The sequence below is a fragment of the uncultured Tateyamaria sp. genome (assembly GCF_947496075.1).
Taxonomy (GTDB): Bacteria; Pseudomonadota; Alphaproteobacteria; order Rhodobacterales; family Rhodobacteraceae; genus Tateyamaria.
In genome coordinates this window covers 36,028-62,305 of record NZ_CANMBJ010000002.1, presented here as the reverse complement: position 1 = coordinate 62,305, position 26,278 = coordinate 36,028, and the positions used below count along the sequence as shown (strand labels likewise).

The window sequence follows — 26,278 nt, the reverse complement described above, 5'->3', positions numbered from 1 at the left end:
GCATCAGACGGTACGTTCGACCATCATCTGCTTGATGTTGGCAATCGCCTCTGCTGGGTTCAGGCCCTTGGGACATGTCTTGGCGCAGTTCATGATCGTATGGCAGCGATAGAGCTTGAACGGATCCTCAAGATCGTCGAGCCGTTCGCCTGTCGCCTCGTCCCGGCTGTCGATGATCCAGCGGTAAGCGTGTAGCAGGGCTGCTGGCCCGAGGTAGCGGTCACCATTCCACCAGTAGCTGGGGCACGCTGTCGAGCAGGAGGCGCACATCACGCATTCATAGAGGCCGTCCAGCTTCTTGCGGTCTTCGATCGACTGCTTCCACTCTTTCGCCGGGCGGTTCGTCTTGGTTTCCAGCCAGGGCATGATCGACGCATGCTGCGCATAGAAATGCGTGAGGTCAGGGATCAGGTCCTTGACCACGGGCATGTGCGGCAGCGGGTAGATTTTGACGTCGCCCTTCACCTCGTCCATGCCGTAGATGCAGGCGAGCGTGTTGATGCCGTCGATGTTCATCGCACAGGATCCGCAGATGCCTTCGCGGCAGGAGCGACGGAAGGTCAGGGTCGGGTCGATCTCGTTCTTGATCTTGATCAGCGCGTCCAGGATCATCGGGCCACAGGTGTCCATGTCGACGAAATAGGTGTCGACCTGCGGGTTTTTCCCGTCATCGGGGTTCCAGCGGTAGATGCTGAACTTGCGCACGTTGGTGGCACCTTCGGGTTTGGGCCAGGTTTTGCCTGTCGTCATGCGAGAGTTCTTGGGAAGCGTCAGTTGGACCATTGCGGTTCTCCTTTCACGCGGTCAGGACAGAGAGACCTGCCCCGACGATGCACTGTTGTGTCTGTTGCCGCTCAAGCACAGAGCGTACCAGAGCAGCGGTTGTTTCTGAGACGCCGATCACGGCGTCCTTGGCAAATTCACCGATCTCACGCGCTGAAGCGTTGTCGATGATGCAGTCGGTAAAGGGCGTGACTGCCTGTTTCGGCACCGCCGGGAAGCGGGTGACTATGGTTTCCGACACAGCGGCCTTGGCGCTGCGGCGCGCGACGTTGTCCACCGCTTGGGTGGTTTCTTCGCAAGCGGTAAGCGTCAGGAGAGCAACAAGGGCGGCGGCGCGGATCATGTCAGGGTTACCTCGGCTTTGGCGGTGCGTAGCAGATCGGACAGGCGCAGCGCGTCTTCGGGAAACACCTCGGCCAGCCGCGCGATGAAATGGGGGTCGCGGGCCGCTGTCCACAGGATCAGCTGATACTCAAGATCATCTGCCATCTGGGCGGCGCGTTGATCCGTTGTAAGTGTTTCGGGGGCCACCGACTTGCCCTGAAAGGACGAGCCACCGCCGTAGCTTTGGACCCGCCCCTTGGTCAGGTCGCGCCCCGGCAAGTCGAGGCGCGCCGCCATCTCGGCACGATAACTGTCCTCGGTATTCCAGCGGTCATAGAGCAGCGGTACGACGTCACCGTCCTGCACCCGCTCAAGCATCGTGCCATAGGTGTTGACGGCGTTCATCATCACCCGCATCCGATCAACGGGACCGTAGCCCGGATTGCCCTGGATCTTGCGCAGCAGAGACGCGGCCCAATGCAAGAAGCTGCGGTATATGATCACGCAAGTTTCGGGCGCTGCATAGAGCGGTTTGTGCTCAAGCGGCGGCATGCGGTCCTCGTAGGATACGAGCGCTGTGGGCGCGTCGCCTGCCGCGGCAATCCTGGTTTCCCGGCCTGGCAGGTCCAGCTGTGTACCGTCGCGATAGACGGTGACGGCGCGCGTTGTTTCCAGTGGGTCGCGGCCCGGTTTGCAGTTGTTCAGGAACAGCCCACCGCCGCTGGTGTTCCGCATGATCCAATCAATCAGCGCATGGTTGCCCGAGCGGCGCATGCCATAGACGCGCAGCACCCGTCCGGGGACGAGTGCCACATCATCCGTGCTGCGTACCGCGTGGGCCATGCGGGGCTTAGTAGACCCGCGCCTTGGGCGCGATTTTCTTGAGGTCAATGCCGCCATCGTTGTGGCTGGTCAGCGGTTGCAGGTGCACACCACGGAACCCAAGGCTCGCCTGATTGCCTTCAAACCAGATCAAAGAGTGCTTGCGCCAATTCTCGTCATCGCGGTCGGGGTAATCCTCGTGCGCGTGGGCGCCGCGGCTTTCCTTGCGTGCCGCTGCCGCCGTGATGGTGGCCACAGCGTTCGGCATGAGGTTGGTCAGCTCAAGCGTTTCCATCAGGTCGGAGTTCCAGACCAGCGACGTATCGGTGACTTGCAGGTCATCCAGCTTGCCGGCCACGCCCTTCATCTTCTCTTCGCCTTCCGCCAGCGTTTTGTCTGTGCGGAAGACGGCGGCGTCCGCTTGCATGGTACGCTGCATTTCAAGCCGCAACTCGGCGGTAGGCACGTGGCCCTTCGCGTAGCGCAGACCGTCAAAGCGGCTGAACGCAGCCTCGATCGCGCGTTTGCTGGGCGTGGGCACTGGTGCATCGGCGTCGACCACGTCTTTGGCCCGGATGGCAGCGGCACGACCGAACACCACAAGGTCGATCAGCGAGTTGGAGCCCAGACGGTTGGCACCGTGCACCGAGGCACAGCCCGCTTCACCCACGGCCATCAGGCCGGGCGAGACGTTGTCGGGATTGTCCTTGGTTGGTGCCAGCACTTCGCCCCAGTAGTTCGTGGGGATGCCGCCCATGTTGTAGTGCACCGTGGGCAGAACCGGGATCGGTTCCTTGGTCAGGTCCACGCCCGCGAAGATGCGCGCGCTTTCCGAGATGCCCGGCAGGCGTTCGGCCAGTGTTTCGGGCGGCAGGTGGTTGAGGTGCAGGTGAATGTGATCACCATCGGCACCCACGCCGCGCCCTTCGCGGATTTCCATGGTCATGCAGCGGGATACCACGTCACGCGATGCGAGGTCCTTGTAGGTCGGTGCGTAGCGTTCCATGAACCGCTCGCCTTCCGAGTTGGTGAGGTATCCGCCCTCGCCCCGTGCGCCTTCGGTGATCAGGCAGCCCGAGCCGTAGATGCCGGTGGGGTGGAATTGTACGAACTCCATATCCTGCAGCGGAAGACCGGCGCGGGCCGTCATGCCACCGCCATCGCCGGTGCAGGTATGGGCCGAAGTGGCAGAGAAATAAGCACGGCCATAACCGCCAGTTGCCAGCACAACCATCTTGGCGGCGAACAAGTGCATCGTGCCGTCATCCAGCTTCCAGCACAGCACACCCTGACAAACACCATCCTCGGACATGATCAGGTCGATGGCGAAGTATTCGATGTAGAATTCCGCGTTGTTCTTCAGCGACTGGCCATAGAGGGTGTGCAGGATCGCGTGGCCGGTCCGGTCGGCCGCGGCGCAGGTGCGCTGCACGGGCGGTCCTTCGCCAAATTCGGTGGTGTGGCCGCCGAATGGCCGTTGGTAGATCTTGCCCTCTTCCGTGCGGGAAAACGGCACGCCGTAATGTTCCAGTTCATAAACCGCCTTGGGCGCTTCGCGAGCGAGGTATTCCATCGCGTCCGTGTCACCCAGCCAGTCCGAGCCCTTGACCGTGTCATACATGTGCCACTGCCAGTTATCGGGCCCCATGTTGGACAGGGACGCCGCGATGCCGCCCTGTGCCGCAACGGTGTGTGAGCGCGTCGGGAACACTTTTGTCACGCAAGCGGTGCGCAAGCCTTGCTCGGCCATGCCCAATGTCGCGCGCAGTCCAGCGCCACCGGCACCAACGACCACGACGTCATATTCATGCGTCTCGTAATCATATGCAGCCATTTCGGCCTCCTCGTTTCACAGCGGCGCTGGCGAAGCGCGCTTGGTTATTTCAAAGCGCGATGCGCGCGATCGCAAACAGGCCTGCCGCGATCATAGTGTAGGCAAATGCGGTGGTTGCGATTAACGTCAACTTGCCAGCTGTCCCATGAACGTAATCCTCGATCGCCGCATGTGCTTCACGCATCAGGTGCAGCACGATCACGATCAAGGATAGCCCCATCAGAATGGCCGGGATGGGACGGCTGAAGAAGTCCACAACTTCGGCATGACTGCCGCCAAGGGCCGACGCGAACAGGATGACAAGGATTGGCACGAGCGGCACAAGCAGGATCGAACTGACCATCATCTGCCAATGATGGTGTGTACCTTCACGTCCGGACCCCAGGCCCATGGCGCGTTTGCGGTCTGTCAAAAAGCGCATATCGAACCCCCTCCTAAACTGCGATCACAACAAAAACGGTCAGCAACGTGGCCAGAATGAACATGCCCTTGGCCATGTCTTCGGACACGGGGACCTGGATAAAATGGCCGAAGTCCCACAACACGTGACGCAGCCGACCCAGCATGTGATAAAAGATGCCCCACACTGCTGCGATCAGGACCAGATTGCCGAGCACGCTGCGCAGCAGACCATCAACCACGGCAAATGCAGCCTCGGATGATGCAGCGGCCAAGAGCCAAGCAACCACAAGCACAGAGGCGATCAGGCAGCCTATCCCGGTGATGCGCACCATAATGGACGACATCGATGTCCACTGTGGGCGGTAGATTTGCAGGTGCGGCGAAAGCGGGCGATTGCCCCGGTTGACGTCTGCCATTGTGCATCCTTTGTGATCGGTTGCTTCTTGATACCTCTTTTTACAGACATGTCACGCGCGACGCCTTCACAATTGGCGCGGTTTTTTGGCGCATTTGCAGGATTCTGCGCAAACGTGATCACGGTTGAAATGCGTGTGATCACAAGATTGGTCACTGTGCAGAATAAGTCACCTGTTTTGTCGTCTCACGTTGTAGCTTGCGTTTGATCTGCTCGGGGTAGTCCTCGAATCCCTGGGCTGTGACCACAAAAGCGCCAGGCCCGGTGATCACGTTTTCAAAGAAATACGCCGTCAGATCCGTATCGTCGGTCTCAATCGCGATGGCGTTCACCGTGATGTTGTCCTGCGTAAGCACTTTGCGCTGCGTCGCCGGCTCCACCCCTTCGTTCGAGACCCCATCGCCGGACACGTCGATCACTTTGCGCTGGCAGTGAGCCACGGGGGCAAAGGACACACGTGACACAGCCAGCGCTTCACCAATGGCCGTCGAGTAGTTCCGCCAGACGCGCGCGTCACCTTCGATCCGGTCGGCAAGTGTCAACACGTCCTGATAGGTCTGGATGGCTGTCCATGGCACTGTCTGACGCTGACGGGAAGCACCCGTCCATTGCACAAGGCTCACTTGCGCATTTTGCGCAATCAGGGCATCGGCCACGATCCCGTCCCGCAACGCATGGGCCACACCATCCATCTGGATACGATATTCATCGGCATCAACCGAGCCTGACACATCCACAGCCAAAAGCAGCGCCAACTCGCACGCGCGCGCTGGCGACGCCAATGTCAGACAGATGGAAGCCAAGCGCCACATGACAGAAGCCTAGCGCGTCCTGTCACACAGTGCACTTCACAAACGTACGGTCACTCAAGCGCGTCATAAAGCGTGCGCAGATGGTCTTCGAACTCTGTGCACATGATGATTTCGGTGGTGCCAAGGTCATAAAACGCATTGGCCTCGCCACATTCCTCGACCCGGACTGTCAGCGTGATGGGCAGATCGAAGTCATCGTTCAGTGCGGCAACCTCGGCCCGCATAACGTCCGTTGTCAGCAGGGCATGCCCACCGTGATCGAACTGGATCGTATTGCCCTGCCCCGCGATTTCGTCAAAGGCCGGGCCCCAACTGTCGAGCGCCAGTGCGAATTCATGAGGGCAGGTTTCTGCGCGCTCTGGCGGCAACCCAAGGTCAATTGCAAAATCCTCGCGCGCTTCGGGGTTGGCACCGTAGAACAGGCACACCGTGTTGTAAAAGCGTTGCTCATCCGGCCCATGCGTGTCCCAATAGGCGATGCCGGCGGCTGCGGCGGCTTCTCCCAGGAAACCAAAGGCTGCATCGTAGGCCAACGCCTGTGCTGCCTCTTCCTCATAGAAGCCGTCGATCAACAGGATCGAGGCGACATCCGCCGCATCCTCTTCCTGACCAAAAACCGGCAGGGCCAGAATGTCGATCAGCGCGTGCCCTAGTTCGTGGTAGAAAACCCCCAGAAGATTGGCCTCGACGAAGGCCTCGCGCTCTTCATCTGCAAGCGCCATGCCCGGCATCAACAGAAACGGCAACACGTATCGCAGCATGATGTCTCTCCTTCGCGTCCTGCGGGATGGCGGGTGGGGCGTCGTCGCCAGACGCGCGTCACCCCGGCATCCTTACATGGGCATCAGGGCCCAGTAATCGAGATCAAGCAAGACCTCGGGCAGATACTTGCCGTCCTCCCCCCGCAGCTGGAACGGCGCGCCGCCCTTGGTCGCGACCAACCGCAACCGGATCGCCCCAACACCGGGGGCAGAGGTTTCGGCCTTGTCCAGCACTTCGGACCATGCCCGGACCGTATCACCCGCCAGACAAGGGTTGGCGTGCGCGCCCGCGTTCAGGCCCACGACCATCTGCGTGTTGGCCAACCCGTTGAACGACAGCGCGCGCGCCATCGAAATCACGTGCCCGCCATAGATCAAGCGCGTCCCGTCAGGGCGCGCGGATGTGTCGAAATGCACTTTAGCAGTGTTCTGCCAGAGGCGGGTCGCCATCATGTGTTCGGCTTCTTCGATTGTCACGCCGTCCACGTGGTCGATTTGTTCGCCAACCGCATAGTCGCCCCAGCGGTGCGGCTCTCCGGCCAGATCGCAATTGTAGTTTTCGAAGGTCAAACCGTCGGGCACCGCAAGTGTCCCCGCGGGGACAACCTTGTTCAAGTCGGGCACAACCGTCTCAGGCGCTGGCGCATCCAGATCGCCCTTCCGCACCATCACCCAGCGCACATATTCCAGAACCGCCTCGTCCCGCTGGTTCCGCCCGGTCGTCCGCACGTAGACCACGCCGGACCTACCGTTCGAGTTCTGCTTGACCCCAATCACCTCGGATTGCGAGGTAAGCGTGTCACCGGGCCACACCGGCTGTAGCCACCGTCCTTCGGCGTAGCCCAGATTTGCAACGGCATTCAGCGAAACATCCGGGACGGTTTTACCAAAGACAGTGTGAAAAGCGATCATGTCATCCAGCGGCGACGCGGCCAGCCCGCACGCCTGTGCAAACGTGTCTGACGAGTACAGAGCGTGCCGCGCCGGGTAGAGCGCATGGTACAGCGCCCGCTCGCCTGCCCCGACCGTCCTCGGAACCGCGTGCGTCAGCACATCGCCAACACTGTAATCTTCGAAAAACCGGCCCGCATTGGTCTTGGCCATCACTGCTCTCCTAGTTTGATGTCCGGGGTGTAGTCCCCCGGCACCTCTTTCACGACCGCTTGTCCGCAACGCATGATCCCCGCGGCGTGATCCCATGTCTGGGTCGGTGAGCCGTGTAGTTCCCATCCCGCGTTCAGGGCGGCAGTGACCTTGTGGCAAAAGGCGGACGTGTCCTCTTCGGACAGAAAGCGGTACAATTTCATGGATTTACCCCGGGAACGGCCAGACACCCAGCCAGTTGTGGACCCAACCGATTACGCCCAGCAAGACGACGGACCCGACAAGGAACATGGCGTCCTTTGCAAGCGTACCCTCTGGTCCACGTTGCCAGCCGGGTTCGGCTGCATTGATGATACGCGCGGTTGCAATGGCCCAAACCAGCAAGCCGCCAAAGAGCAGTATCGAGGCGACATCACCATTCACCAGCAAGTGCGCGATGGCCCACAGGCTGAACCCGGTCAACATGGGATGACGCATGCCTGACACCAGCTTGCCCCGTTTGGGTGCTGGGCTGAGCAGGTAGATTGCGATCAGCATGAGCAGGTTGTTGATGTGGATCATGAATTCTGGGGGCAGCCAGACATGGACAAAATCCACACCCCGGTAGCCGATAACCATCAGCACAATGGACCCGACAAGCACCAAGGCAATGATGCCTTTGCCCGGATCCCCAATAGATGCCCGACGTGCCGGGGCCACCCGCTTGAACAGATGCGCCGCCCACCACAAGGCGACACCTGCAATCAACACAATCCAATACATCGCTTATCCCTTTGCCATCTCCGCGATAGCCTCGGCCTTGGCCAATGTTTCGCGCGCAGTCACGATGTGCAGATTCTCGACGATACGTCCATCGACAACCGCCACGCCCTGACCCGCGGCTTCCACCTCTTCAAAGGCTGCGATCTGGCGGCGGGCCAGATCGATCTCCGCCTCGGACGGGGAAAAAGCGGCATTCGTGATGTCGACTTGCGCCGGGTGGATCAGCGTCTTGCCATCAAAACCCATATCACGGCCCTGTTCGCATTCGAATTGCAAACCTTCATCGTCCTTGAACGTGTTGTAAACGCCGTCGACGATGGCACAGCCATGCGCCTTGGCCGCCAGCAAGCACAGGCTCAACCCGGATTGCAGCGGCAGTCGGTCGGACCGGAAGCGGGTCTGCAATTCCTTGGCCAGATCATTGGTGCCCATGACCATGCCTTGCAGTTTCGGATGCGCAGCGATGGCGGGCGCGTTGATCATGCCCAGAGGCGTTTCCATCATCGCCCAAAGAGGCGTGTCCCCGGTGATCTCGGCCAATGCATCCAGATCGGCGGGCGAGGACACCTTGGGCAACAGGATCGCGTCGGCCCCCATATCCTTGGCTGCCTGCGCATCATCTCGACCCCATGCTGTGTCAAAGCCGTTGATCCGCACGATTTTCAGCCGCGCACCGTACCCGCCTTGGGCCAGCGCATCGGCCAGCGTGGCCCGCGCGCTTTCCTTTTCTTCGAGCGATACGGCATCTTCGAGATCGAAGATGATCGCATCAACCGGCAGTCCGCGCGCCTTGTCCAACGCCCGTGGTTTCGAACCTGGGATGTAGAGAACAGAGCGGAGGGGACGGTCGAGGGCCATTGCGTGCGATCCTTGCGAGTCATAAAGTTGCGCGGAAAGGGCCACTTTTTGCCAGATAGTTCAAGCGCTATTTTTCTGCGCTGCAGAAATGGGGGCCCTACTTTCGTTGGGTTCAGCAGTCTTTCATCAAATTTTAACGACCTGCGCACGCTGCATTAACCACTATTCAAGGCTAGATCCGCACATTTGTCCCAATCCGACAGCGCGGGGAGGGCCGTTTCGGCAGGGCCGCCGAACACTTCACGGAATGCGCAAAGGGTCGGGTGTGAACCGGGGCTGCCCGGTCATCGCCGGGGTTCCGGCTGGGCCAGATGACCAGAGGTGACGCCTTCCTTTGTGAAAGGCTGAACGTGATGACACGGATGATGAATGTGATGATAGCGGGCGTTCTAGCGCTTGCGGCAATGGTGAATGCGGCACAGGCGCAGCAGGCCCGCAATTGCGGACCCCGCGATATCGTGGTGAGCCGTCTCGCCGAAGGTTATGGCGAGACACGCCAATCCATGGGCCTTGGGGCCAATAATTCGGTGATCGAGGTTTTTGCCTCGGACGAAAGCGGATCGTGGACGATCACAGTGACAACGCCCAACGGGATGACCTGCCTTGTTGCCAGCGGCCAGGCCTATGAAACGCTCGCCGAAGCCTTGCCTGCCAAAGGCAGCGACGCCTGAACCGGTGCGGCGGACGACACGTCCGCCTTACAGTATCCTGACAGTCATTTGTAAGGCGCACCTCGGTGCGCCTTTGCTTTGCCCGGGGCAGACCAAATGTCCGCATTACCCACTGTAAGGTGGATCTTGATCCACCCAACAGATCACCGCTCAGGAACACGGCGGATGGTCATACCCCATTTCTCGTCCGTGCCGAACCCCAGCTTTTCATAAAAGCCTCGCGCTTCGGCTGTTCGCCCGGTCAGGAGCATTATCTTGTAGCAATCCGCCGCCCACGCTGCATCGATCGCCGCCTGCATGACCCGCCGCCCCTGCCCAGTCCCACGATGCGTTTGATGCGTGACCACATTTTCGACCAATGCGTAGGGGCGACCACCCTGTGTCATGTTGGGCAAAACATGAAGCGTTGCCATCGCCACCAGATGATCCGACAGAAAGGCACCCCACACCCATGTACCGGGGTGGTCAATCAGCTCGGCAAATGCCGAGTCGGATGCGAGCGGCTGTTCTCCGACAAGATGCCGATACAACGTCAGGGCCTGTGCTGTATCAGCCGCTGTGAGGGTCCGGGTACTCATGTCAGACCGTCCCAGATCAGCTTTGCACCCGTCATCACCAAAAGCACATAGGTCAGCAAAAAGAACGCGCGTTCCGGTACGAGGTGATGCGCCCGCACCCCAAGCCAAGCCCCCAGCAGCGCAAAGGGCGCGAGGGCGATGTTTGCGATCGCTGTTTGGGCCGTGAACATACCCAGAAAGGCATACGGGACGAATTTGAAGATGTTAATCGCGGTGAAGATCAGGACGGTATTGGCCTGATATACAGTCTTGGACGGGCGCAACGACAACAAATAAACGGCCGCGGGTGGTCCACCGGCATGGCTGACGAAGCTGGTGAACCCGGCAACTGTGCCCGTAAGCGCACCGACCCACGTGGGCAAGGCGTGCGATGCCGTTCTGATCCAGCCCCGGCTGCGTCCCACCTGCCAGATGACAAAGCCGACCGAGATCACACCAATCAGCACTCGGAACACATCCGGTTCGGTACGCGAATACAACAGCGCGCCCAGCGCGACGCCGGGCAACCCGCCCGCAATCATCAACGCCGACACGCGCCAGTCCCACTTGCCCCAATACGGTTTGAGCGTCGCTGCATCGATCAGCATCAGCAGGGGCAACACGACCCCCAACGCCATGCCCGGTTCAATCACCAGCGCCAGAATCGAAGCGGACGCAAAGGATGCGCCAGACCCGAAACCGCCCTTGGAAACCCCCGCAAAGACCACCGCCGGTGCAGCGATTGCAAAAAACCACAGATCCAGGTTCACGCCCGCACGACCCTTTGAAAAACAGTGCTGTCCTGCACCCTTAGCGCGCGAATGTGATATGCACCAGCACGCCCGTTGCGATACGCTGCGGTGCGGCACCCTTGCGTGACGCCCCATCTCGCGCTAGGCACCGCGCCAGCAAAAACCCCTAGTGCGGAGATTTTCACCCATGGCCAGACCCAAGATTGCCCTGATCGGCGCCGGTCAAATCGGCGGGACACTTGCCCACCTCGCAGCTTTGAAAGAGCTGGGCGACGTTGTCCTGTTTGACATTGCCGAAGGCACCCCCGAGGGCAAAGCCCTCGACATCGCGGAGTCCGGCCCTTCGGAAGGGTTCGATGCTAAGCTGAAAGGCACGCAATCCTACGCCGATATCGCGGGCGCGGATGTCTGCATCGTCACCGCAGGCGTTCCCCGCAAGCCGGGTATGAGCCGCGATGACCTGCTGGGCATCAACCTCAAAGTCATGAAATCCGTGGGCGAAGGCATTGCCGCCAACGCACCCGACGCCTTTGTGATCTGCATCACCAACCCGCTTGATGCGATGGTTTGGGCCCTGCAGAAATTCTCGGGCCTGCCAGCCGAAAAAGTCTGCGGGATGGCCGGTGTTCTGGACAGCGCCCGTTTCCGCCACTTCCTGGCGGAAGAGTTCGACGTATCGATGAAAGACGTCACCGCCTTTGTGCTGGGCGGTCATGGCGACACGATGGTGCCTTCGGTCCGCTATTCGACCGTCGCAGGCATTCCGCTGCCTGATCTGGTCAAGATGGGTTGGACCACACAAGAGAAACTGGACGCCATCGTGCAGCGCACCCGTGACGGCGGTGCCGAGATTGTTGGCCTGCTGAAAACCGGCTCTGCTTTCTATGCACCCGCAACAGCTGGCATCGAAATGGCTGAAGCATACCTCAAGGATCAAAAGCGCGTGTTGCCCTGCGCCGCCCATTGTGACGGTGATTTCGGCCTGAAAGGCATGTATGTTGGTGTGCCCACCGTGATCGGTGCGGGCGGGATCGAGCGGATCGTCAACATCAAGCTCACCAAGGAAGAGCAAGAGATGTTCGACACCTCCGTGAAAGCCGTTCAAGGCTTGATGGAGGCTTGCAAGGGCATCGACGACAGCCTCGCGTAAATTTGCCGCGGCGATGAATTTAGGGGCCGGATGCCGTCGCATCCGGCCCTTTTTATGTTTATATGGTTCACATGTCTCAGTCGCGCCCCATTGAACGAAAGCTGACCACCATTCTGGCGGCGGACGCGGCCAACTATTCCGGTCGGATGAGCCGGGATGAGGAAGGTACAGTGCAGGCGTTGCGCGCGACGCGCGATGTCATGGACAGCGCGATTGCAGAATGCGGCGGTCGCATCGCCAACACCTCGGGCGATGGCCTGATCGTTGACTTTCCATCCGTTGTCGGCGCTGTGAAATGCGCGGTAGACGTACAACGCACGCTGAATGCACGGGCCGATCTGCTACCATTTCGGTTGGGCATTCATCTGGATGATGTGATCATCGAAGGGGCTGACCTGCTGGGTGATGGCGTGAACCTGGCCGCGCGCTTGCAAGAGATGGCGGATGTGGGCGGCATCCTGATCTCGCAACAGGTGTACGATCATGCACATGGCAAACTGGGAAAGGTTGAGTTGCGCCCGCTTGGACCCGCGACCCCCAAACATCTCGCGGAAGAAGTTGGTGTGTATGCGGTCGTCGCAGACGGCGTCACCGCCCCACGACACCTTGATAACCTTGGTCCCAAGATTGACCGCGCAACGGCTTTTGCCCCGGCGGCGGACGACACGTCATCAGATACGGAAACGCCAGCCCACCGAAAGTTCAAGAAAGACCGAAATCGCATTCTTGGGGCACTGGGCGCCATCATCGTGGTGGATATATATGCAAGTTTGCCGTTTCTTGTGACCGCCATTCCGGAGGGCGCTCTGGTATACATCCTTTATACCAAGTGGCGTGCCCATAAGACCCTTCCCACGACGGACACGGCGGCCTCCTGAGCTATCAGTTTGGCGATGCCGGGTATGTTGGCAACCTGTCAAAACCCGCTATGCTGACGAGATCTGATCCAGCAACGCGATATCCTGCGCATAAAATTCACGGATCAACTCCGCAACATCCTTGGAGGGTTCGACCTGCGGACCAGAGGATCTGTTATGCCATTTGCGCGGCAGGGCCGCATGACCACCTATCTCGTCGATCCAGTCGAACACCGGATCCAGCCCATCTTCATAGCGAAACAGCTTGAGGCCGTCCGAGACGAATTCCGATTGCGGGCGAATATGATTGTCCAGAACATAGGGATTGCTCTCATATCGCTGCAACATACGGATCGCCCATATGTCAAACTCAGGCAAGGGTCTGTCTGACTGGCGACGCATCGCCCTGTATCTATACTCGCTGATCATACGCGCCACCGGATCCCGCAAGATGGTGAAACCGTGTTGATAGAAGCCACGAGGGATCATGCGTGTGTGCAATTCTGCATGGATATGCTGTGGCGAGCATTTCGACCACTGCATGGTTCCGGGCGTCCAAAGGGCGATGTTTCCAACCTTTGAAAGATAGCGGTCGACACTTGCTCCTCCGGTCTTGGGGATGTGCACAAAAAAGATCAGTGTTTTATCAAGGCGGACAAGCGGCATATTTCGAACTCAAAATCTCTCGACACTCTATGGCAAGCGCTATTGTTATCGGGCTGCCGACACAACCATGACAAATCCCTATTCTTCAAACAGTTCGCGTAGCCAGGGAGTGCGGCGGAACAATTCAGTATCGAACGCGTCGGGGTCGAGGTTGGGGCAATCTGCGCCCAAAACGCCTTTGGGCTTGAATGGAACCTCGCGCAGCAAACCAAAGGCGTTCAATTTCAAACGTCGCTCGTCCGTCAGTGAAAACATGCTCCGATGAGCCTGCCGCATACTGTCCATCGTGTCCGAACGTTCCATCATCCATCTGATTTGAGCCGCGCGGTGTGGCTGCAACACCTTCGCCTGCACCTCTGAGGACGTCTGGCGGTAGCGCAACGCTTTCATCATCCAATGAAGGGGCGTCACGCCATCAAAGTGTAATAGGCGCGCCGTCTCCGAAACACATTTGGCCGCCCGTCTCTGCTGCCCGCCCGATCCGGTGCGTGTCGCGTTGTGCACCCCAAGGCGCAAACCGGCCCCCACACATACGCCGCTTTTGCCTGCGCCATGCGAATACTGTCCACGTTTCATGAGCGACGCAAAAGACCCAAATACGGCGTAGGCCTGATCCGACGTCAGATCCGATGACGCGCGAAATGCGCCGTCGAACAGGGACTGCAGCTGCCCCTTCGGAAAGACCCTTTCGAACACCGGCAAGTTCAATTCGGTGCGGGGATCGCGATGGTCTGCAAGTTCGGACCGGAGATTGCCATCTTGCCAGATGAATTCGTCGGCATCGATATGAAACAGCCAATCCAGATCGCAATGGCTCTGCGCCCAGTTGGCATTGATTGTTTGGCGCCGCATCTGCGACGGCGGCCGACCATTTTTGGGCTTGGCTTCATTCCAATAGTGATCGTCACACAGATGAACCGAGCAATTTGGGATCGCCCCAAGCGTATCTTTTGACGGATCGTTCGGGTCGTCGAGGAACACGAAAACGGTCTCGGCACCTGTTGCGAGGTGCCACCGCACATTGGTTTCGACCAAGGCCAACGGTTCGCTTGCCGTCATTACCACGCCCCAGCGCACGCCATTTTCCTCTGGTTTTATAGGAAATTGCGTCGCCATGGGGGTTGATTCCCTTTCTCACCCAGATTTGTGATCACACGATTTAATGCAGTGATCACAAATGTCCGATTTTCGCGCACAAAACCGCCACTGCGACATATTTTCCGTTTACGCGCTGTTCAGTGTTGGTCGTATAGGCCCAACGTTGACGTATCTATACGGGATCAAACCGCCATGAACATCCATGAATACCAGGCCAAGGCCCTTTTGCGCAGCTACGGAGCGCCCGTTTCGGACGGTCGTGTCGTTCTGAGAGCAGAAGAGGCGAAGACGGCAGCGGGCGCCCTTGATGGGCCGATGTGGGTGGTCAAGGCACAGATCCACGCCGGTGGCCGCGGCAAGGGCAAGTTCAAGGAAGCGGATGCAGGCGACAAGGGCGGCGTACGTCTGACCAAATCGGTCGAAGAAGCTGCCGAAGAAGCCAAGAAGATGCTGGGACGGACGCTGGTTACCCATCAAACAGGACCGGCTGGCAAGCAGGTCAACCGCATCTACATCGAAGACGGTTCGGGCATCGAAACTGAACTCTACCTCGCCCTGCTGGTGGATCGCCAAACCAGCCGCATCAGCTTTGTCTGCTCGACCGAGGGCGGCATGGACATCGAAGAGGTTGCCGCTGCGACCCCGGAAAAAATTCTGAGCTTCTCGGTCGATCCGGCGACAGGGTATCAAGCCTATCATGGCCGTCGCATTGCCTTTGCGCTCGGTCTGGAAGGCAAGCAGGTCAAGCAATGCGTTGGCCTGATGGGCCTGCTCTACAAAGCCTTCGAAGAGAAGGATATGGAGATGCTCGAGATCAACCCACTGATTGTGACCGACAGCGGTGATTTGAAAGTGCTCGACGCCAAAGTGTCCTTTGATGGCAACGCCATCTATCGCCACACAGACATCAATGAACTGCGCGATGAGACCGAGGAAGACCCCAAGGAACTCGCCGCTTCCAAATACGACCTGAATTACATCGCGCTGGATGGCGAGATCGGTTGCATGGTGAACGGCGCGGGCCTGGCCATGGCGACGATGGATATCATCAAGCTCTACGGCGCCGAGCCTGCCAACTTCCTCGACGTGGGCGGTGGCGCGACCAAGGAGAAGGTGACCGAAGCCTTCAAAATCATCACCTCAGACCCGAACGTGAAGGGCATCCTTGTCAACATCTTTGGGGGCATCATGCGTTGTGATGTGATTGCCGAGGGTGTTGTCGCCGCCGTGAAAGAGGTGGGCCTGCAAGTCCCGCTGGTTGTGCGCCTCGAAGGCACCAACGTGCAGCAGGGCAAGGACATCATCAACAACTCTGGTCTTGATGTGATCGCGGCCGACGACCTGAAAGACGGTGCCCAGAAAATCGTGAAAGCGGTCAAGGGCTGACGCCGATGGTGCGCGCGGGAGTAGTTGTCGCAGCCTTTTTGGCAGTTGCCGCATGCAGCAGCGAAAGACGGCCAGACATTCCGGTCCAGCAGAGCCTGCCGCCTGTCGGATTGGCATCGACGGCCGTGTGGCTGGAGCAACGTGAAGGCAGCGCGCCGCGTGTGCGCGCTGCACGCGACATCCCAACGTCAGAAATCCGATCGGTCGTGTCCGGCGGCAATGCACCTGTCGCGACTCCCGCTGCGCAACCTGCAGTGCCCAACCGCTCGAAACCAGCCGGAAACATAGCGTTGGCCGCGCAGGCCTTTGCAGATACCTGTGTCGCATCGCTGCCCAGCATGGCTGGCGTCGAAAAGCGCTTCGATCAGGTGAGCCGACGCGATTTCGGGGTTGCCCCGGACGAGGCGGGACAAAACTACTTTCTCTCAGGTCAGCGGCGTGGTGACATTTTCATGAGTGTCGCCCTGGGCGCCGGACGATCCAATATCTTCCAATGCAACATTTCTGTCCGTCGGCAGGACCAAGCCACGACTGCGCAAGCACTGGTGAACACTATCACGGCGGCGGGCTATGCTCTGACGCCGGTCGCGGCCACGGGAAATGCACAACAGGAATGGGCGATATCCGGTGCACCGGCCGGGACACGATTGAAGATGGTGACGCGCACAAACGTTCTGGGTCAAAAACTCACCGGAGTCTGGATTGTATGGCGCTAGTCGCACGTCATATCCTTGGCGCCTTGTCTCTGTGCGGTCTGGCCATGCCAGCGACCGCCGGAACACATCCGGCCATCGACGCATTTGTATCGTACTGTTTCAAAGCAGGTCAGACAGTCGAGCGTGCTCGCGTGAACATGGAAAGCCTCGCGGGCGCCCCGCTACCATTCGATCTGACCTTCTGGGACAAGTCGCTTGAGCCTGCCCCCGGAACACCTGATCACGCCGAACGCCGCTGCGCCGTGGAGTTCCAAGGCAACCATGCAGCAGATGCCGTGGCCGCCGTTCAGGCCAAGATGGCTGAACAGCCGGTCTTTGGCACGCCCATCTCCCTACCCGCACCATACACTACGGAACCCGGCACAGCGTATCTCGAAGGTCGGGCGCTGTTGCGCGGGCGTGTTGCCGTGGTCCATGTCGGAACGCGCCAAGGCAAGACGTTCATCGCTGTCGACCGGCTTCCGGAAGAGGTGGAGATATCCGATGCGCGCCGTAAATACCCAAACGGGTGGTTGCCGCATCGCCAAAAGCTGCTGCGCGCCTACTTCGAAGCCGCCCGCCCCCTCTTCACCCTTTCCGCGACCGCGCACGGCACCGCCAGGCGCGACGTTGTTCCCTTCACTCAAACTACTCTCTCGCCGCAGACCCAGTCCGTCTGCGCTTGACAAACCAAGGAAGCGCTTCATGGCCGTACTCATCGATGAAAACACCAAAGTGATCTGCCAGGGCCTGACCGGCTCACAGGGTACGTTCCACACCGAACAGGCCATCGCTTATGGCACCAAGATGGTGGGCGGCGTGACACCCGGCAAAGGTGGTCAGACACATCTGGACCTGCCTGTCTTCAACTCGGTGCACGAGGCAATGGACGTGACTGAGGCGAATGCCTCTGTCATCTACGTGCCGCCGCCCTTTGCGGCCGACTCGATCCTCGAAGCCATCGACGCCGAGATGCCGCTGATCGTGTGCATCACTGAAGGCATTCCGGTTCTGGACATGATGAAAGTGCAGCGTGCATTGGAAGGGTCTTCGTCCCGCCTGATCGGCCCCAACTGCCCAGGTGTCATCACACCCGACGCCTGCAAGATCGGCATCATGCCCGGCCATATTCACAAGCGCGGGAGCGTGGGTGTCGTGAGCCGCTCGGGTACACTTACATACGAAGCTGTGAAGCAGACAACCGATATGGGCTTGGGCCAGTCAAGCGCCGTGGGCATCGGCGGCGACCCGATCAAGGGGACCGAGCATATCGACGTGCTGGAAATGTTCCTGGCCGACGATGAAACCGAAAGCATCATCATGATCGGTGAGATCGGTGGCTCTGCAGAAGAAGACGCAGCACAGTTCCTCGCCGATGAGAAGAAGAAAGGCCGCTGGAAACCGACTGCCGGTTTCATCGCAGGTCGCACCGCCCCTCCGGGCCGCCGCATGGGCCACGCGGGCGCGATTGTCGCCGGTGGCAAGGGCGGTGCCGAGGACAAGATCGAAGCCATGCGTGCCGCAGGCATCGTGGTGGCCGACAGCCCGGCGACGCTGGGCGAGGCGGTTATGGAAGCGATTAAGGGCTAAGCATAGCATGCTGCACTGGCGGTCATATGCTCTGAGGGTGTCCCCCAACCGTGGGTGGGGGAGTATCCCCGGCCCTTGGGGGCGGTCGGGGGATACCCGACGGTGCCGCCGGATAGTCGGTTTCCTGTTTTTGGCCGTTTCATCGCAGACCGTGGTTGCGGACGGCGCCAAACCAATGGACCGATTCCGAGTTGTTGCTATCCCTAAAGGTATCCAACTCGCTCCAAGCGCACCAAATGCAATCACACGGGACTTTATCTTCGAGAAAGGTGCGTTTGAGATGGACCAAATTCTGACTTTCACACGGGCAATTTGCGACACTGATGATGCCCAATTTGAAACCCTGGACCCGTCTTGGATCCAATGGCTCAAGGGCGACGTTCCCGCCCGAGCTCTGTGCTGAGGTACACCAATGACCGACCAATCCCCCAACGACCAATTCCATGCCTCCTCCTTCATGCAGGGGCACAATGCGGAATACCTCGAACAGATGTACGCACGCTACGCCAATGACCCCGGCGCGGTGGACGAAAGCTGGCAGGCGTTCTTCAAGGCGATGGGCGATGACGAGGTGTCCGTCAAACGCGAAGCTGAGGGGCCGTCCTGGGCGCGCACAGATTGGCCTCCGGTTCCGGGCGATGATCTAACCCAGGCGCTGACGGGTGAGTGGGCCGCCCCGGTGGAGGTCAAAGGCGCGGGCGACAAGATCAAAGCGAAGGCTGTGGAAAAGGGCGTTGAAGTCAGTGATGACCAGATCAAACGCGCCGTCCTAGACAGCATCCGCGCGCTGATGATCATCCGCGCCTATCGCATCCGGGGGCACCTTGTGGCCGACCTCGACCCGCTGGGCATGCGTGATCAGACCCCGCACCCCGAGCTGGACCCAAAATCCTACGGTTTCACAGAGGCCGACATGGACCGCCCCATCTTCATCGACAACGTGCTGGGCCTGCAAGTCGCTACGATGCGCGAAATCGTGGCCATCGTGAAACGCACCTATTGCGGCACCTTTGCCCTGCAATACATGCACATCTCGGACCCCGAGGAGGCCAGCTGGCTCAAGGAGCGGATCGAGGGGTTCGGCAAGGAAATCCAGTTCACCCGTGAGGGGCGCAAGGCGATCCTGAACAAGATGGTCGAGGCCGAGGGCTTTGAGAAATTCCTGCACGTCAAGTACATGGGCACCAAACGCTTCGGTCTGGATGGCGGCGAAAGCCTGATCCCCGCGATGGAGCAGATCATCAAGCGCGGCGGTGCGCTGGGAGTCAAGGACATCGTGATCGGGATGCCCCACCGCGGGCGCCTGTCGGTATTGGCAAACGTGATGGCCAAACCCTACAAGGCGATCTTCAACGAATTCCAGGGCGGCAGCTTCAAACCGGAGGACGTGGACGGGTCCGGCGATGTGAAGTACCACCTTGGCGCTTCTTCCGACCGTGAGTTCGATGGCAACACCGTCCACCTTTCGCTCACTGCGAACCCCTCGCACCTCGAAGCCGTGAACCCGGTGGTGCTGGGCAAAGCGCGTGCCAAACAGGACCAGAACAACGACCACGAACGCACCAGCGTCATGCCGATCCTGCTGCATGGTGATGCGGCGTTTGCCGGTCAGGGTGTTGTGGCTGAATGCTTCGCGCTGTCTGGCCTGCGCGGCCACAAGACCGGTGGCACCATGCACATCGTGGTGAACAACCAGATTGGTTTTACCACCGCGCCGCACTTCTCGCGCTCGTCCCCCTATCCCACCGACAACGCGTTGGTGGTCGAGGCGCCCATCTTCCACGTGAACGGGGATGATCCAGAAGCCGTTGTGCACGCCGCAAAGGTGGCCACAGAGTTCCGTCAGAAGTTCCGCAAGGACGTGGTGATCGACATCTTCTGCTATCGCCGCTTCGGCCACAACGAGGGCGACGAGCCCATGTTCACCAACCCGGTGATGTACAAGCGGATCAAGAAGCACAAAACGACGCTCACGCTATATACCGAACGCCTGGTCCGTGATGGCCTAATCCCCGAGGGCGAGATCGAGGATATGAAAGCCGCCTTCCAGGCCCAGATGAATGACGAGTTCGAGGCGGGCAAGGACTACAAACCGAACAAGGCCGATTGGCTGGACGGCAAGTGGTCTCACCTCGACAAGAACAAGGAAGACTACCAGCGCGGCAAGACGGCCATCGCACCGGAAACCCTGGCCGATGTGGGCAAGGCCCTCACATCCACGCCAGACGGCTTCCCGATGCACAAGACCGTGGGCCGTCTGATCGAGGCCAAGAGGAAGATGTTCGACAGCGGCGAAGGCTTTGACTGGGCCACGGGTGAGGCGCTGGCATTCGGCTCGCTTCTGACCGAAGGGTTCCCGGTGCGCCTCGCCGGTCAGGACTCGACCCGCGGCACGTTCAGCCAACGGCACTCAGGTTACGTGAACCAGGAGACCGAAGAGCGGTACTACCCTCTCAACCAGATCCGGGCGGGCCAAGCGCAGTATGAAGTGATCGACTCCATGCTGTCGGAATACGCGGTGTTGGGCTTCGAATATGGCTACTCTATGGCCGAACCAAACGCACTGACGCTGTGGGAGGCCCAGTTCGGCGACTTTGCCAACGGCGCGCAGATCATGTTCGACCAGTTCATCAGCTCGGGCGAAAGCAAATGGCTGCGCATGTCCGGCCTGACCGTTCTGCTGCCGCACGGGTTCGAGGGGCAAGGGCCGGAGCACTCCTCTGCCCGCCTTGAACGCTTCTTGCAGATGTGCGGTCAAGACAACTGGATCATCGCCAACTGCACGACGCCCGCCAACTACTTCCATATCCTGCGCCGCCAGATTCACCGTGACTTCCGCAAGCCGCTGATCCTGATGACACCCAAATCGCTGCTGCGTCACAAGCTGGCTGTCAGCAAGGCCGACGAGTTCACAACCGGCTCGTCCTTCCACCGTGTGCTGTGGGACGATGCTGAGCACGGAAATTCCGACACCAAGCTGGCCAAAGATGACAAGATCAAGCGCGTCGTCATGTGTTCGGGCAAGGTTTACTACGACCTGTTGGAAGAACGTGACGCCCGCGGCATTGACGACATTTATCTGATGCGGATTGAACAGTTCTACCCATTCCCGGCGATCTCTCTGGTCAAGGAACTGGAGCGGTTCAAAGGGGCCGAAATGGTCTGGTGCCAGGAAGAGCCCAAGAACCAGGGCGGCTGGACATTCATCGAACCCAATATCGAATGGGTCCTGACCCGCATCAAGGCCAAGCACCAACGCCCCGCTTACGTGGGCCGCGCCACCTCTGCCAGCCCTGCTACAGGTCTGGCCAGCCAGCACAAAGCCCAACAAGCCGCGCTCGTGAACGAAGCGCTGACCATCGAAGGATAACACCATGACCACCGAAGTCCGCGTGCCCACCCTGGGTGAAAGCGTCACCGAAGCCACCGTCGCCACATGGTTCAAGAAACCCGGCGACAGTGTCCAAGTGGACGAGATGCTGTGCGAGTTGGAAACCGACAAGGTTACGGTTGAGGTGCCCAGCCCTGTGGCGGGAACGCTGGCTGACATCGTGGCGGCGGAGGGCGAAACCGTTGGCGTGGACGCCCTGCTCGCCAACATCGCCGAAGGTGGGGCAGCGGCAGCATCCAGCGACGCGCCCAAGGCTGCTCCAAAGGCCGAAGCGCCCGCTGCCGCTCCCGCTAAGAGCGGAGACAGTGTTGACGTCATGGTGCCCACATTGGGTGAAAGCGTGACCGAAGCAACCGTATCCACATGGTTCAAAGCTGTGGGCGACAGCGTCGCCCAAGACGAAATGCTCTGTGAGCTGGAAACCGACAAGGTCAGCGTCGAAGTGCCTGCCCCCGCCGCCGGTGTCCTTGCCGAAATCACGGCACCCGAAGGGACCACCGTAGACGCATCGGCCAAATTGGCCGTGATCTCATCCTCTGGCGCAGCCGCCGCGCCTGCCGCAGCCTCCCCCGAGGCCGCACCGGCTGCTGTCCCCGCGGGGACAGGCCGCTCGGATGTCGAAAATGCGCCGTCAGCTCAGAAAGCGATGGCCGAGGCCGGGATCAGTGGCGACCAAGTCACCGGAACGGGTCGCGATGGCCGTGTGATGAAAGAGGATGTAGCCAAAGCCGTTGCAGCTGCAGCCACCGCACCTGCCCCGGCGGCCCCCGTCGCCGCGCCCCGTGCGCCGGTCGCTGCCGATGACGCCGCGCGCGAGGAACGGGTGAAGATGACCCGCCTGCGACAGACCATCGCCAAGCGCCTGAAGGACAGTCAGAACACCGCCGCCATGCTCACCACCTATAACGAGGTCGACATGACCGAGGTGATGGCCCTGCGGAACGAGTACAAAGACCTGTTCCTGAAGAAACATGGTGTCAAGCTGGGCTTCATGTCCTTCTTCACCAAGGCCTGCTGCCACGCCCTGAAAGAAGTGCCCGAGGTCAATGCCGAGATTGACGGCACCGACATCGTCTACAAGAACTTCGTGCACATGGGCATCGCCGCGGGCACGCCCACAGGCCTCGTGGTCCCCGTGATCCGGGACGCAGACGCCATGTCCTTCCACGCCATTGAACAGGCGATTGCTGAAAAAGGCGCGCGCGCCCGTGACGGCAAGCTGAGCATGGCCGAAATGCAGGGCGGCACATTCACCATTTCGAACGGCGGCGTCTACGGTTCGCTCATGTCCTCACCCATCCTGAACCCGCCGCAGTCGGGTATATTGGGTATGCACAAGATCCAGGACCGTCCCATGGCGATTGGTGGTCAAGTGGTTATCCGCCCGATGATGTATCTGGCGCTGAGCTATGACCACCGGATTGTGGATGGCAAAGGGGCGGTGACGTTCCTCGTACGTGTGAAAGAAGCGCTGGAGGATCCGCGGCGATTGTTGATGGATTTGTAATGTCTAAACGTCGAACACGGACTGAAATCAGGAACGAATTCATCAGGCTAGCGGAAATCTACTCGTTTCTCGGCGATGCGACTGGTGAAGCTTCTCGAAGCGGTTGGCTCAGCAAAGAAACGATGATTGAGGACTTTGATGCTCAGCGTGAGTGGAGCTGGCCAGGTGTTCCCGAAGATCAGCGTGACAAAACACGTTGGACCGCATCGACGCACCTTGCAGGGCTTCAAGAAGGGATCAACGACTTTGTCGAAGGGATTTGGCAAGCCATCGAAGACGAAAATGAGCAAAATCCGCTGAGCGATGCGAAGATCCCCGAGTTGTATCAAGAGAGGACTGGTCGCGATTTTTTCGAAGACGTCGGTGACCCAATGGGGAAAGTGAAGGCCGCGTTACGTCGCGGTCATATAGCAACCGAAGAAGAATTCCGCCTGCTAAATGGAATTCTCAGCAATGTAGATCAGAAACAGTTAAGCAAACGGCAAGCTGCAAAAGCAAGCACTATGTTGGCCGAGGCTGATGCTGACCCACAGTTCAGCCAAACGAAAAAAAGTGAGGCCCAATGACCCCAGAACTCACCTACCTGACCTACGCAGTCATCCTGTTGATCGCTCACGCAATCATTCAGGCCACGTTCTCGGACCTGTCAAAGGGCCTCGGCTGGGCGCTTGGCCCACAGGACGAGCAGCGCGACCAGAACCTGATCGCTGGCCGCATCCAGCGCGCGCTCAAGAACTACCTTGAAACCCTGCCCGCATTCATCGCCCTCGCCCTGATGCTAAAAGTCACCGACCTTGGCACGGCGACCAGTGCCACAGGTGCAGCCCTCTGGTTCTGGGCACGCGTTGCCTACATCCCCGCCTATGCCTCTGGCATCCCCATGGTCCGCTCCATCGCGTGGTTCGCCTCGCTTGGCGGGCTGGTGCTGATGCTGTTGCCACTTCTGGGGGCCTGATCGGACACGCGTGATGACACCCGAACTCACCGCCCTTGCCCTCGCGGCCCTTCTGCAAGTGCTGCAATTCGCACTCATGGCCGTGCCCACGAACATCGAATTGCCGCAAGGCAAGACACTGTCCCCGCGGGACCGCAATCGTTTGGGCGGCGACATTCAGGATCAGGTGTCCGACAGAACGGCCCGCCTGATCCGGGCTTGGGAAAACCACTTCGAAAGCCTCGCGCTTTTCACCATAGCCGTCATGGTGGTGTCGCTCGCAGACGCCAATACTCGCTTTACTGCCGCTTGCGCCTGGACCTATCTTGCTGCCCGCATCCTCTATATCCCCGCCTACTACTTCGGCCTGACCCCATGGCGGTCGCTAATCTGGTTCGTGGGCTTCCTCTCCGCACCCTTCATGTTAATCGCGGCGCTCACATGATCTTCTTCTGACTGAAAATACCACGGGGGTCCGGGGGCAGCGCCACCGGTCCGACGCCAAAGCAAAAGGACCAAACCCATGGCTTCTTACGACGTAATCATCATCGGCTCCGGCCCCGGCGGCTATGTCTGCGCCATCCGCTGCGCGCAACTCGGCCTGAAAACCGCCTGCGTCGAGGGGCGCGAGACATTGGGCGGCACTTGCCTGAACGTCGGCTGTATCCCTTCGAAAGCGCTGCTGCACGCCAGCCACATGCTGCACGAGGCTGAGCACAATTTCGGCGCCATGGGCCTCAAGGGTAAATCGCCATCCGTCGATTGGAAGCAGATGCTGCAATACAAGACCGACACTATCGGTCAGAACACCAAGGGTGTCGAATTCCTGTTCAAAAAGAACAAGGTCGACTGGCTCAAGGGCTGGGGCAGCATTCCCGAAGCAGGCAAGGTCAAAGTCGGAGATGAGGTCCACGAGGCCAAGAGCATCATCATCGCCACCGGGTCTGATGTCGCCACCCTTCCGGGGGTCGAGATTGACGAAAAGGTTGTCGTCAGCTCCACCGGGGCGTTGGAACTGGGCAAGATCCCGAAGAAGATGGTGGTGATCGGCGCTGGCGTAATCGGGCTGGAGCTTGGCTCGGTCTACAAGCGCCTGGGGTCCGAAGTACAAGTTATCGAATTCCTCGACGCCGTCACACCCGGCATGGATTCCGAGGTGCAGCGCCAGTTCCAGAAAATCATGACCAAGCAGGGCCTCAGCTTTACCATGGGTGCTGCCGTGCGAAAGGTCGATGTTGCCAAGAACAAGGCCAAGGTCCACTACAAGCTGCGCAAGGATGACAGCGAACACGAAGTCGACGCAGACGTCGTTCTGGTCGCTACAGGCCGCAAGCCCTACACCGACGGGCTGGGCCTGGAAGCACTTGGGATCAAGATGACCGACCGCGGCCAGATCGCCGTTGACGCGCACTGGCAGACCAACATCCCCGGCATCTACGCCATCGGTGACGTGATCGAGGGACCAATGCTCGCCCACAAGGCCGAGGATGAAGGCATGGCCGCCGCCGATCAAGTGGCAGGCAAGCATGGCCACGTGAACTACGGCGTGATCCCTGGCGTAATTTACACGCACCCCGAGGTGGCCAACGTCGGTGCGACCGAAGAAATGCTGAAAGCCGAAGGGCGTAAGTACAAGGCGGGCAAGTTCAGCTTCATGGGCAACGGTCGGGCCAAAGCAAACTTTGCCGCAGACGGGTTCGTCAAGATCCTCGCCGACGCCGAAACCGACCGCATCCTTGGGGCGCACATCATCGGCCCGAGCGCAGGCGACCTGATCCACGAGGTCTGCGTGGCGATGGAATTCGGCGCCTCGGCAGAAGACTTGGCGCTGACCTGCCACGCGCACCCCACCTACTCCGAGGCGGTGCGCGAGGCGGCGCTGGCCTGCGGCCTTGGGGCGATTCATAGCTAGTCACACCGCACAATGCTAACGAGAAGGTCGGTTCTAAAAGAGCCGGCCTTTTTTGCTTCTTGGAGGCGAGCCGGGCCAGAGCACAGCGCCACCTGTCCATAGATAACGTGAACTGGCCTCAAACTGGCGACCATCCGCCACCGAACGGTTTCGCCCTCGGAGCAAATCCGCCGCATGGCGCGTTCACGCCTATTTATAGGGATGCCCGTCATTTCCTTTTTGGCAAACCACGCTC

The 26,278-nt window shown here is 59.8% G+C and carries 29 protein-coding genes; 13 read left to right on the top strand and 16 right to left on the bottom strand.

Annotated elements, in window-relative coordinates; translation table 11 throughout:
- Nucleotides 1-3 precede the first annotated feature (3 nt).
- The 12 genes from Q1A51_RS04175 to Q1A51_RS04120 form a co-directional block, all read right to left on the bottom strand.
- Nucleotides 4-783, bottom strand: a complete 780-nt coding sequence (locus Q1A51_RS04175) for a succinate dehydrogenase iron-sulfur subunit (RefSeq protein ID WP_299201356.1) — start codon at nucleotides 781-783, stop codon at nucleotides 4-6.
- A 13-nt stretch (nucleotides 784-796) separates the two neighbouring features.
- Entirely contained in the window at nucleotides 797-1,126 is a 330-nt protein-coding gene (locus Q1A51_RS04170; RefSeq protein ID WP_299201353.1) for a hypothetical protein, read from the bottom strand.
- Entirely contained in the window at nucleotides 1,123-1,950 is an 828-nt protein-coding gene (locus Q1A51_RS04165) for a hypothetical protein (protein ID WP_299599515.1), read from the bottom strand. The genes Q1A51_RS04170 and Q1A51_RS04165 overlap by 4 nt, the downstream gene beginning before the upstream one ends.
- A 7-nt stretch (nucleotides 1,951-1,957) precedes the next feature.
- Complete coding sequence (gene sdhA, locus Q1A51_RS04160) at nucleotides 1,958-3,763, bottom strand: succinate dehydrogenase flavoprotein subunit (RefSeq protein ID WP_299599517.1); 1,806 nt, start codon at nucleotides 3,761-3,763, stop codon at nucleotides 1,958-1,960.
- 49 nt (nucleotides 3,764-3,812) lie between these two features.
- Nucleotides 3,813-4,184: a succinate dehydrogenase, hydrophobic membrane anchor protein gene (gene sdhD / locus Q1A51_RS04155; protein WP_299599519.1), complete on the bottom strand. Its 372-nt coding sequence runs from the start codon at nucleotides 4,182-4,184 to the stop codon at nucleotides 3,813-3,815.
- A gap of 13 nt (nucleotides 4,185-4,197) precedes the next feature.
- Complete coding sequence (sdhC, locus tag Q1A51_RS04150) at nucleotides 4,198-4,581, bottom strand: succinate dehydrogenase, cytochrome b556 subunit (protein WP_299599521.1); 384 nt, start codon at nucleotides 4,579-4,581, stop codon at nucleotides 4,198-4,200.
- A 151-nt stretch (nucleotides 4,582-4,732) separates the two neighbouring features.
- Nucleotides 4,733-5,392: a DUF1194 domain-containing protein gene (locus Q1A51_RS04145; RefSeq protein WP_299599523.1), complete on the bottom strand. Its 660-nt coding sequence runs from the start codon at nucleotides 5,390-5,392 to the stop codon at nucleotides 4,733-4,735.
- A 50-nt stretch (nucleotides 5,393-5,442) separates the two neighbouring features.
- The gene (locus tag Q1A51_RS04140) at nucleotides 5,443-6,153 is read right to left on the bottom strand and encodes a DUF4344 domain-containing metallopeptidase (protein ID WP_299201334.1); all 711 of its coding nucleotides are present in this window, start codon (nucleotides 6,151-6,153) and stop codon (nucleotides 5,443-5,445) included.
- Between the two features lie 72 nt (nucleotides 6,154-6,225).
- Nucleotides 6,226-7,257, bottom strand: a complete 1,032-nt coding sequence (locus Q1A51_RS04135) for a MaoC family dehydratase (protein WP_299599526.1) — start codon at nucleotides 7,255-7,257, stop codon at nucleotides 6,226-6,228.
- Complete coding sequence (locus Q1A51_RS04130) at nucleotides 7,257-7,460, bottom strand: DUF1737 domain-containing protein (protein WP_299201328.1); 204 nt, start codon at nucleotides 7,458-7,460, stop codon at nucleotides 7,257-7,259. The genes Q1A51_RS04135 and Q1A51_RS04130 overlap by 1 nt, the downstream gene beginning before the upstream one ends.
- Before the next feature lie 4 nt (nucleotides 7,461-7,464).
- The gene (locus Q1A51_RS04125; protein WP_299546554.1) at nucleotides 7,465-8,019 is read right to left on the bottom strand and encodes an NnrU family protein; all 555 of its coding nucleotides are present in this window, start codon (nucleotides 8,017-8,019) and stop codon (nucleotides 7,465-7,467) included.
- A gap of 3 nt (nucleotides 8,020-8,022) precedes the next feature.
- Nucleotides 8,023-8,877, bottom strand: a complete 855-nt coding sequence (locus Q1A51_RS04120; protein ID WP_299599528.1) for a CoA ester lyase — start codon at nucleotides 8,875-8,877, stop codon at nucleotides 8,023-8,025.
- A gap of 362 nt (nucleotides 8,878-9,239) precedes the next feature.
- On the opposite strand from Q1A51_RS04120, the gene Q1A51_RS04115 reads away from it, so the two are divergent.
- Complete coding sequence (locus Q1A51_RS04115; protein WP_299202519.1) at nucleotides 9,240-9,548, top strand: hypothetical protein; 309 nt, start codon at nucleotides 9,240-9,242, stop codon at nucleotides 9,546-9,548.
- A gap of 143 nt (nucleotides 9,549-9,691) precedes the next feature.
- Here the strand turns inward: Q1A51_RS04115 and Q1A51_RS04110 are convergent, their stop codons facing one another.
- Entirely contained in the window at nucleotides 9,692-10,126 is a 435-nt protein-coding gene (locus tag Q1A51_RS04110; protein WP_299599530.1) for a GNAT family N-acetyltransferase, read from the bottom strand.
- Complete coding sequence (locus tag Q1A51_RS04105; RefSeq protein ID WP_299599532.1) at nucleotides 10,123-10,875, bottom strand: sulfite exporter TauE/SafE family protein; 753 nt, start codon at nucleotides 10,873-10,875, stop codon at nucleotides 10,123-10,125. Before Q1A51_RS04105 ends, Q1A51_RS04110 begins: the two co-directional genes overlap by 4 nt.
- A 169-nt stretch (nucleotides 10,876-11,044) precedes the next feature.
- Between Q1A51_RS04105 and mdh the strand changes: the two genes are divergently transcribed.
- Together mdh and Q1A51_RS04095 are read left to right on the top strand one after the other, a co-directional pair.
- On the top strand, nucleotides 11,045-12,007 hold the full coding sequence (gene mdh, locus Q1A51_RS04100) for a malate dehydrogenase (protein WP_299201309.1): 963 nt from the start codon (nucleotides 11,045-11,047) through the stop codon (nucleotides 12,005-12,007).
- A gap of 71 nt (nucleotides 12,008-12,078) precedes the next feature.
- Nucleotides 12,079-12,885, top strand: a complete 807-nt coding sequence (locus Q1A51_RS04095) for an adenylate/guanylate cyclase domain-containing protein (protein ID WP_299599535.1) — start codon at nucleotides 12,079-12,081, stop codon at nucleotides 12,883-12,885.
- Nucleotides 12,886-12,933: 48 nt separating this feature from the next.
- Here Q1A51_RS04095 and Q1A51_RS04090 read toward each other — a convergent pair whose 3' ends face one another.
- Together Q1A51_RS04090 and Q1A51_RS04085 are read right to left on the bottom strand one after the other, a co-directional pair.
- Nucleotides 12,934-13,530, bottom strand: a complete 597-nt coding sequence (locus tag Q1A51_RS04090; protein WP_299599537.1) for a sulfotransferase family 2 domain-containing protein — start codon at nucleotides 13,528-13,530, stop codon at nucleotides 12,934-12,936.
- Between the two features lie 78 nt (nucleotides 13,531-13,608).
- The gene (locus tag Q1A51_RS04085) at nucleotides 13,609-14,646 is read right to left on the bottom strand and encodes a glycosyltransferase family 2 protein (protein WP_299599538.1); all 1,038 of its coding nucleotides are present in this window, start codon (nucleotides 14,644-14,646) and stop codon (nucleotides 13,609-13,611) included.
- Between the two features lie 174 nt (nucleotides 14,647-14,820).
- Between Q1A51_RS04085 and sucC the strand changes: the two genes are divergently transcribed.
- The 10 genes from sucC (at nucleotide 14,821) to lpdA (ending at nucleotide 26,043) form a co-directional block, all read left to right on the top strand.
- On the top strand, nucleotides 14,821-16,014 hold the full coding sequence (sucC, locus tag Q1A51_RS04080) for an ADP-forming succinate--CoA ligase subunit beta (protein ID WP_299599540.1): 1,194 nt from the start codon (nucleotides 14,821-14,823) through the stop codon (nucleotides 16,012-16,014).
- Nucleotides 16,015-16,019: 5 nt separating this feature from the next.
- Nucleotides 16,020-16,730 (top strand): hypothetical protein, encoded by a 711-nt coding sequence (locus Q1A51_RS04075; RefSeq protein WP_299599542.1) that lies wholly within the window; start codon nucleotides 16,020-16,022, stop codon nucleotides 16,728-16,730.
- Between the two features lie 44 nt (nucleotides 16,731-16,774).
- On the top strand, nucleotides 16,775-17,395 hold the full coding sequence (locus tag Q1A51_RS04070) for a hypothetical protein (protein WP_299671174.1): 621 nt from the start codon (nucleotides 16,775-16,777) through the stop codon (nucleotides 17,393-17,395).
- Nucleotides 17,396-17,414: 19 nt separating this feature from the next.
- The gene (gene sucD, locus Q1A51_RS04065) at nucleotides 17,415-18,299 is read left to right on the top strand and encodes a succinate--CoA ligase subunit alpha (protein WP_299201289.1); all 885 of its coding nucleotides are present in this window, start codon (nucleotides 17,415-17,417) and stop codon (nucleotides 18,297-18,299) included.
- A 412-nt stretch (nucleotides 18,300-18,711) separates the two neighbouring features.
- Nucleotides 18,712-21,669 carry a 2-oxoglutarate dehydrogenase E1 component gene (locus tag Q1A51_RS04060; RefSeq protein ID WP_299599547.1) on the top strand — a complete coding sequence of 986 codons (2,958 nt, stop codon included), beginning with the start codon at nucleotides 18,712-18,714 and terminating at the stop codon, nucleotides 21,667-21,669.
- A gap of 4 nt (nucleotides 21,670-21,673) precedes the next feature.
- On the top strand, nucleotides 21,674-23,197 hold the full coding sequence (gene odhB / locus Q1A51_RS04055) for a 2-oxoglutarate dehydrogenase complex dihydrolipoyllysine-residue succinyltransferase (RefSeq protein WP_299599549.1): 1,524 nt from the start codon (nucleotides 21,674-21,676) through the stop codon (nucleotides 23,195-23,197).
- Nucleotides 23,197-23,763 (top strand): hypothetical protein, encoded by a 567-nt coding sequence (locus tag Q1A51_RS04050; protein WP_299599551.1) that lies wholly within the window; start codon nucleotides 23,197-23,199, stop codon nucleotides 23,761-23,763. The genes odhB and Q1A51_RS04050 overlap by 1 nt, the downstream gene beginning before the upstream one ends.
- Entirely contained in the window at nucleotides 23,760-24,152 is a 393-nt protein-coding gene (locus Q1A51_RS04045; RefSeq protein WP_299599553.1) for an MAPEG family protein, read from the top strand. Before Q1A51_RS04050 ends, Q1A51_RS04045 begins: the two co-directional genes overlap by 4 nt.
- 13 nt (nucleotides 24,153-24,165) lie before the next feature.
- Nucleotides 24,166-24,576 carry an MAPEG family protein gene (locus tag Q1A51_RS04040; protein ID WP_299599555.1) on the top strand — a complete coding sequence of 137 codons (411 nt, stop codon included), beginning with the start codon at nucleotides 24,166-24,168 and terminating at the stop codon, nucleotides 24,574-24,576.
- 78 nt (nucleotides 24,577-24,654) lie between these two features.
- The gene (lpdA, locus tag Q1A51_RS04035) at nucleotides 24,655-26,043 is read left to right on the top strand and encodes a dihydrolipoyl dehydrogenase (RefSeq protein WP_299599557.1); all 1,389 of its coding nucleotides are present in this window, start codon (nucleotides 24,655-24,657) and stop codon (nucleotides 26,041-26,043) included.
- Nucleotides 26,044-26,278 lie beyond the last annotated feature (235 nt).

What these genes read in the sequence shown, in the direction of transcription:
- sdhC (WP_299599521.1), bottom strand. Translation starts at nt 4,581, where the DNA reads ATGGCAGACGTCAACCGGGGCAATCGCCCGCTTTCGCCGCACCTGCAA.
- Q1A51_RS04040 (WP_299599555.1), top strand. Translation starts at nt 24,166, where the DNA reads ATGACACCCGAACTCACCGCCCTTGCCCTCGCGGCCCTTCTGCAAGTG.
- Q1A51_RS04095 (WP_299599535.1), top strand. Translation starts at nt 12,079, where the DNA reads ATGTCTCAGTCGCGCCCCATTGAACGAAAGCTGACCACCATTCTGGCG.
- Q1A51_RS04115 (WP_299202519.1), top strand. Translation starts at nt 9,240, where the DNA reads ATGATGAATGTGATGATAGCGGGCGTTCTAGCGCTTGCGGCAATGGTG.
- Q1A51_RS04120 (WP_299599528.1), bottom strand. Translation starts at nt 8,877, where the DNA reads ATGGCCCTCGACCGTCCCCTCCGCTCTGTTCTCTACATCCCAGGTTCG.
- sdhA (WP_299599517.1), bottom strand. Translation starts at nt 3,763, where the DNA reads ATGGCTGCATATGATTACGAGACGCATGAATATGACGTCGTGGTCGTT.
- Q1A51_RS04175 (WP_299201356.1), bottom strand. Translation starts at nt 783, where the DNA reads ATGGTCCAACTGACGCTTCCCAAGAACTCTCGCATGACGACAGGCAAA.
- lpdA (WP_299599557.1), top strand. Translation starts at nt 24,655, where the DNA reads ATGGCTTCTTACGACGTAATCATCATCGGCTCCGGCCCCGGCGGCTAT.
- Q1A51_RS04075 (WP_299599542.1), top strand. Translation starts at nt 16,020, where the DNA reads ATGGTGCGCGCGGGAGTAGTTGTCGCAGCCTTTTTGGCAGTTGCCGCA.
- sdhD (WP_299599519.1), bottom strand. Translation starts at nt 4,184, where the DNA reads ATGCGCTTTTTGACAGACCGCAAACGCGCCATGGGCCTGGGGTCCGGA.
- Q1A51_RS04135 (WP_299599526.1), bottom strand. Translation starts at nt 7,257, where the DNA reads ATGGCCAAGACCAATGCGGGCCGGTTTTTCGAAGATTACAGTGTTGGC.
- sucD (WP_299201289.1), top strand. Translation starts at nt 17,415, where the DNA reads ATGGCCGTACTCATCGATGAAAACACCAAAGTGATCTGCCAGGGCCTG.
- Q1A51_RS04090 (WP_299599537.1), bottom strand. Translation starts at nt 13,530, where the DNA reads ATGCCGCTTGTCCGCCTTGATAAAACACTGATCTTTTTTGTGCACATC.
- Q1A51_RS04050 (WP_299599551.1), top strand. Translation starts at nt 23,197, where the DNA reads ATGTCTAAACGTCGAACACGGACTGAAATCAGGAACGAATTCATCAGG.
- Q1A51_RS04130 (WP_299201328.1), bottom strand. Translation starts at nt 7,460, where the DNA reads ATGAAATTGTACCGCTTTCTGTCCGAAGAGGACACGTCCGCCTTTTGC.
- sucC (WP_299599540.1), top strand. Translation starts at nt 14,821, where the DNA reads ATGAACATCCATGAATACCAGGCCAAGGCCCTTTTGCGCAGCTACGGA.
- Q1A51_RS04070 (WP_299671174.1), top strand. Translation starts at nt 16,775, where the DNA reads ATGCCAGCGACCGCCGGAACACATCCGGCCATCGACGCATTTGTATCG.
- Q1A51_RS04145 (WP_299599523.1), bottom strand. Translation starts at nt 5,392, where the DNA reads ATGTGGCGCTTGGCTTCCATCTGTCTGACATTGGCGTCGCCAGCGCGC.
- odhB (WP_299599549.1), top strand. Translation starts at nt 21,674, where the DNA reads ATGACCACCGAAGTCCGCGTGCCCACCCTGGGTGAAAGCGTCACCGAA.
- mdh (WP_299201309.1), top strand. Translation starts at nt 11,045, where the DNA reads ATGGCCAGACCCAAGATTGCCCTGATCGGCGCCGGTCAAATCGGCGGG.
- Q1A51_RS04110 (WP_299599530.1), bottom strand. Translation starts at nt 10,126, where the DNA reads ATGAGTACCCGGACCCTCACAGCGGCTGATACAGCACAGGCCCTGACG.
- Q1A51_RS04085 (WP_299599538.1), bottom strand. Translation starts at nt 14,646, where the DNA reads ATGGCGACGCAATTTCCTATAAAACCAGAGGAAAATGGCGTGCGCTGG.
- Q1A51_RS04170 (WP_299201353.1), bottom strand. Translation starts at nt 1,126, where the DNA reads ATGATCCGCGCCGCCGCCCTTGTTGCTCTCCTGACGCTTACCGCTTGC.
- Q1A51_RS04045 (WP_299599553.1), top strand. Translation starts at nt 23,760, where the DNA reads ATGACCCCAGAACTCACCTACCTGACCTACGCAGTCATCCTGTTGATC.
- Q1A51_RS04165 (WP_299599515.1), bottom strand. Translation starts at nt 1,950, where the DNA reads ATGGCCCACGCGGTACGCAGCACGGATGATGTGGCACTCGTCCCCGGA.
- Q1A51_RS04060 (WP_299599547.1), top strand. Translation starts at nt 18,712, where the DNA reads ATGACCGACCAATCCCCCAACGACCAATTCCATGCCTCCTCCTTCATG.
- Q1A51_RS04125 (WP_299546554.1), bottom strand. Translation starts at nt 8,019, where the DNA reads ATGTATTGGATTGTGTTGATTGCAGGTGTCGCCTTGTGGTGGGCGGCG.
- Q1A51_RS04140 (WP_299201334.1), bottom strand. Translation starts at nt 6,153, where the DNA reads ATGCTGCGATACGTGTTGCCGTTTCTGTTGATGCCGGGCATGGCGCTT.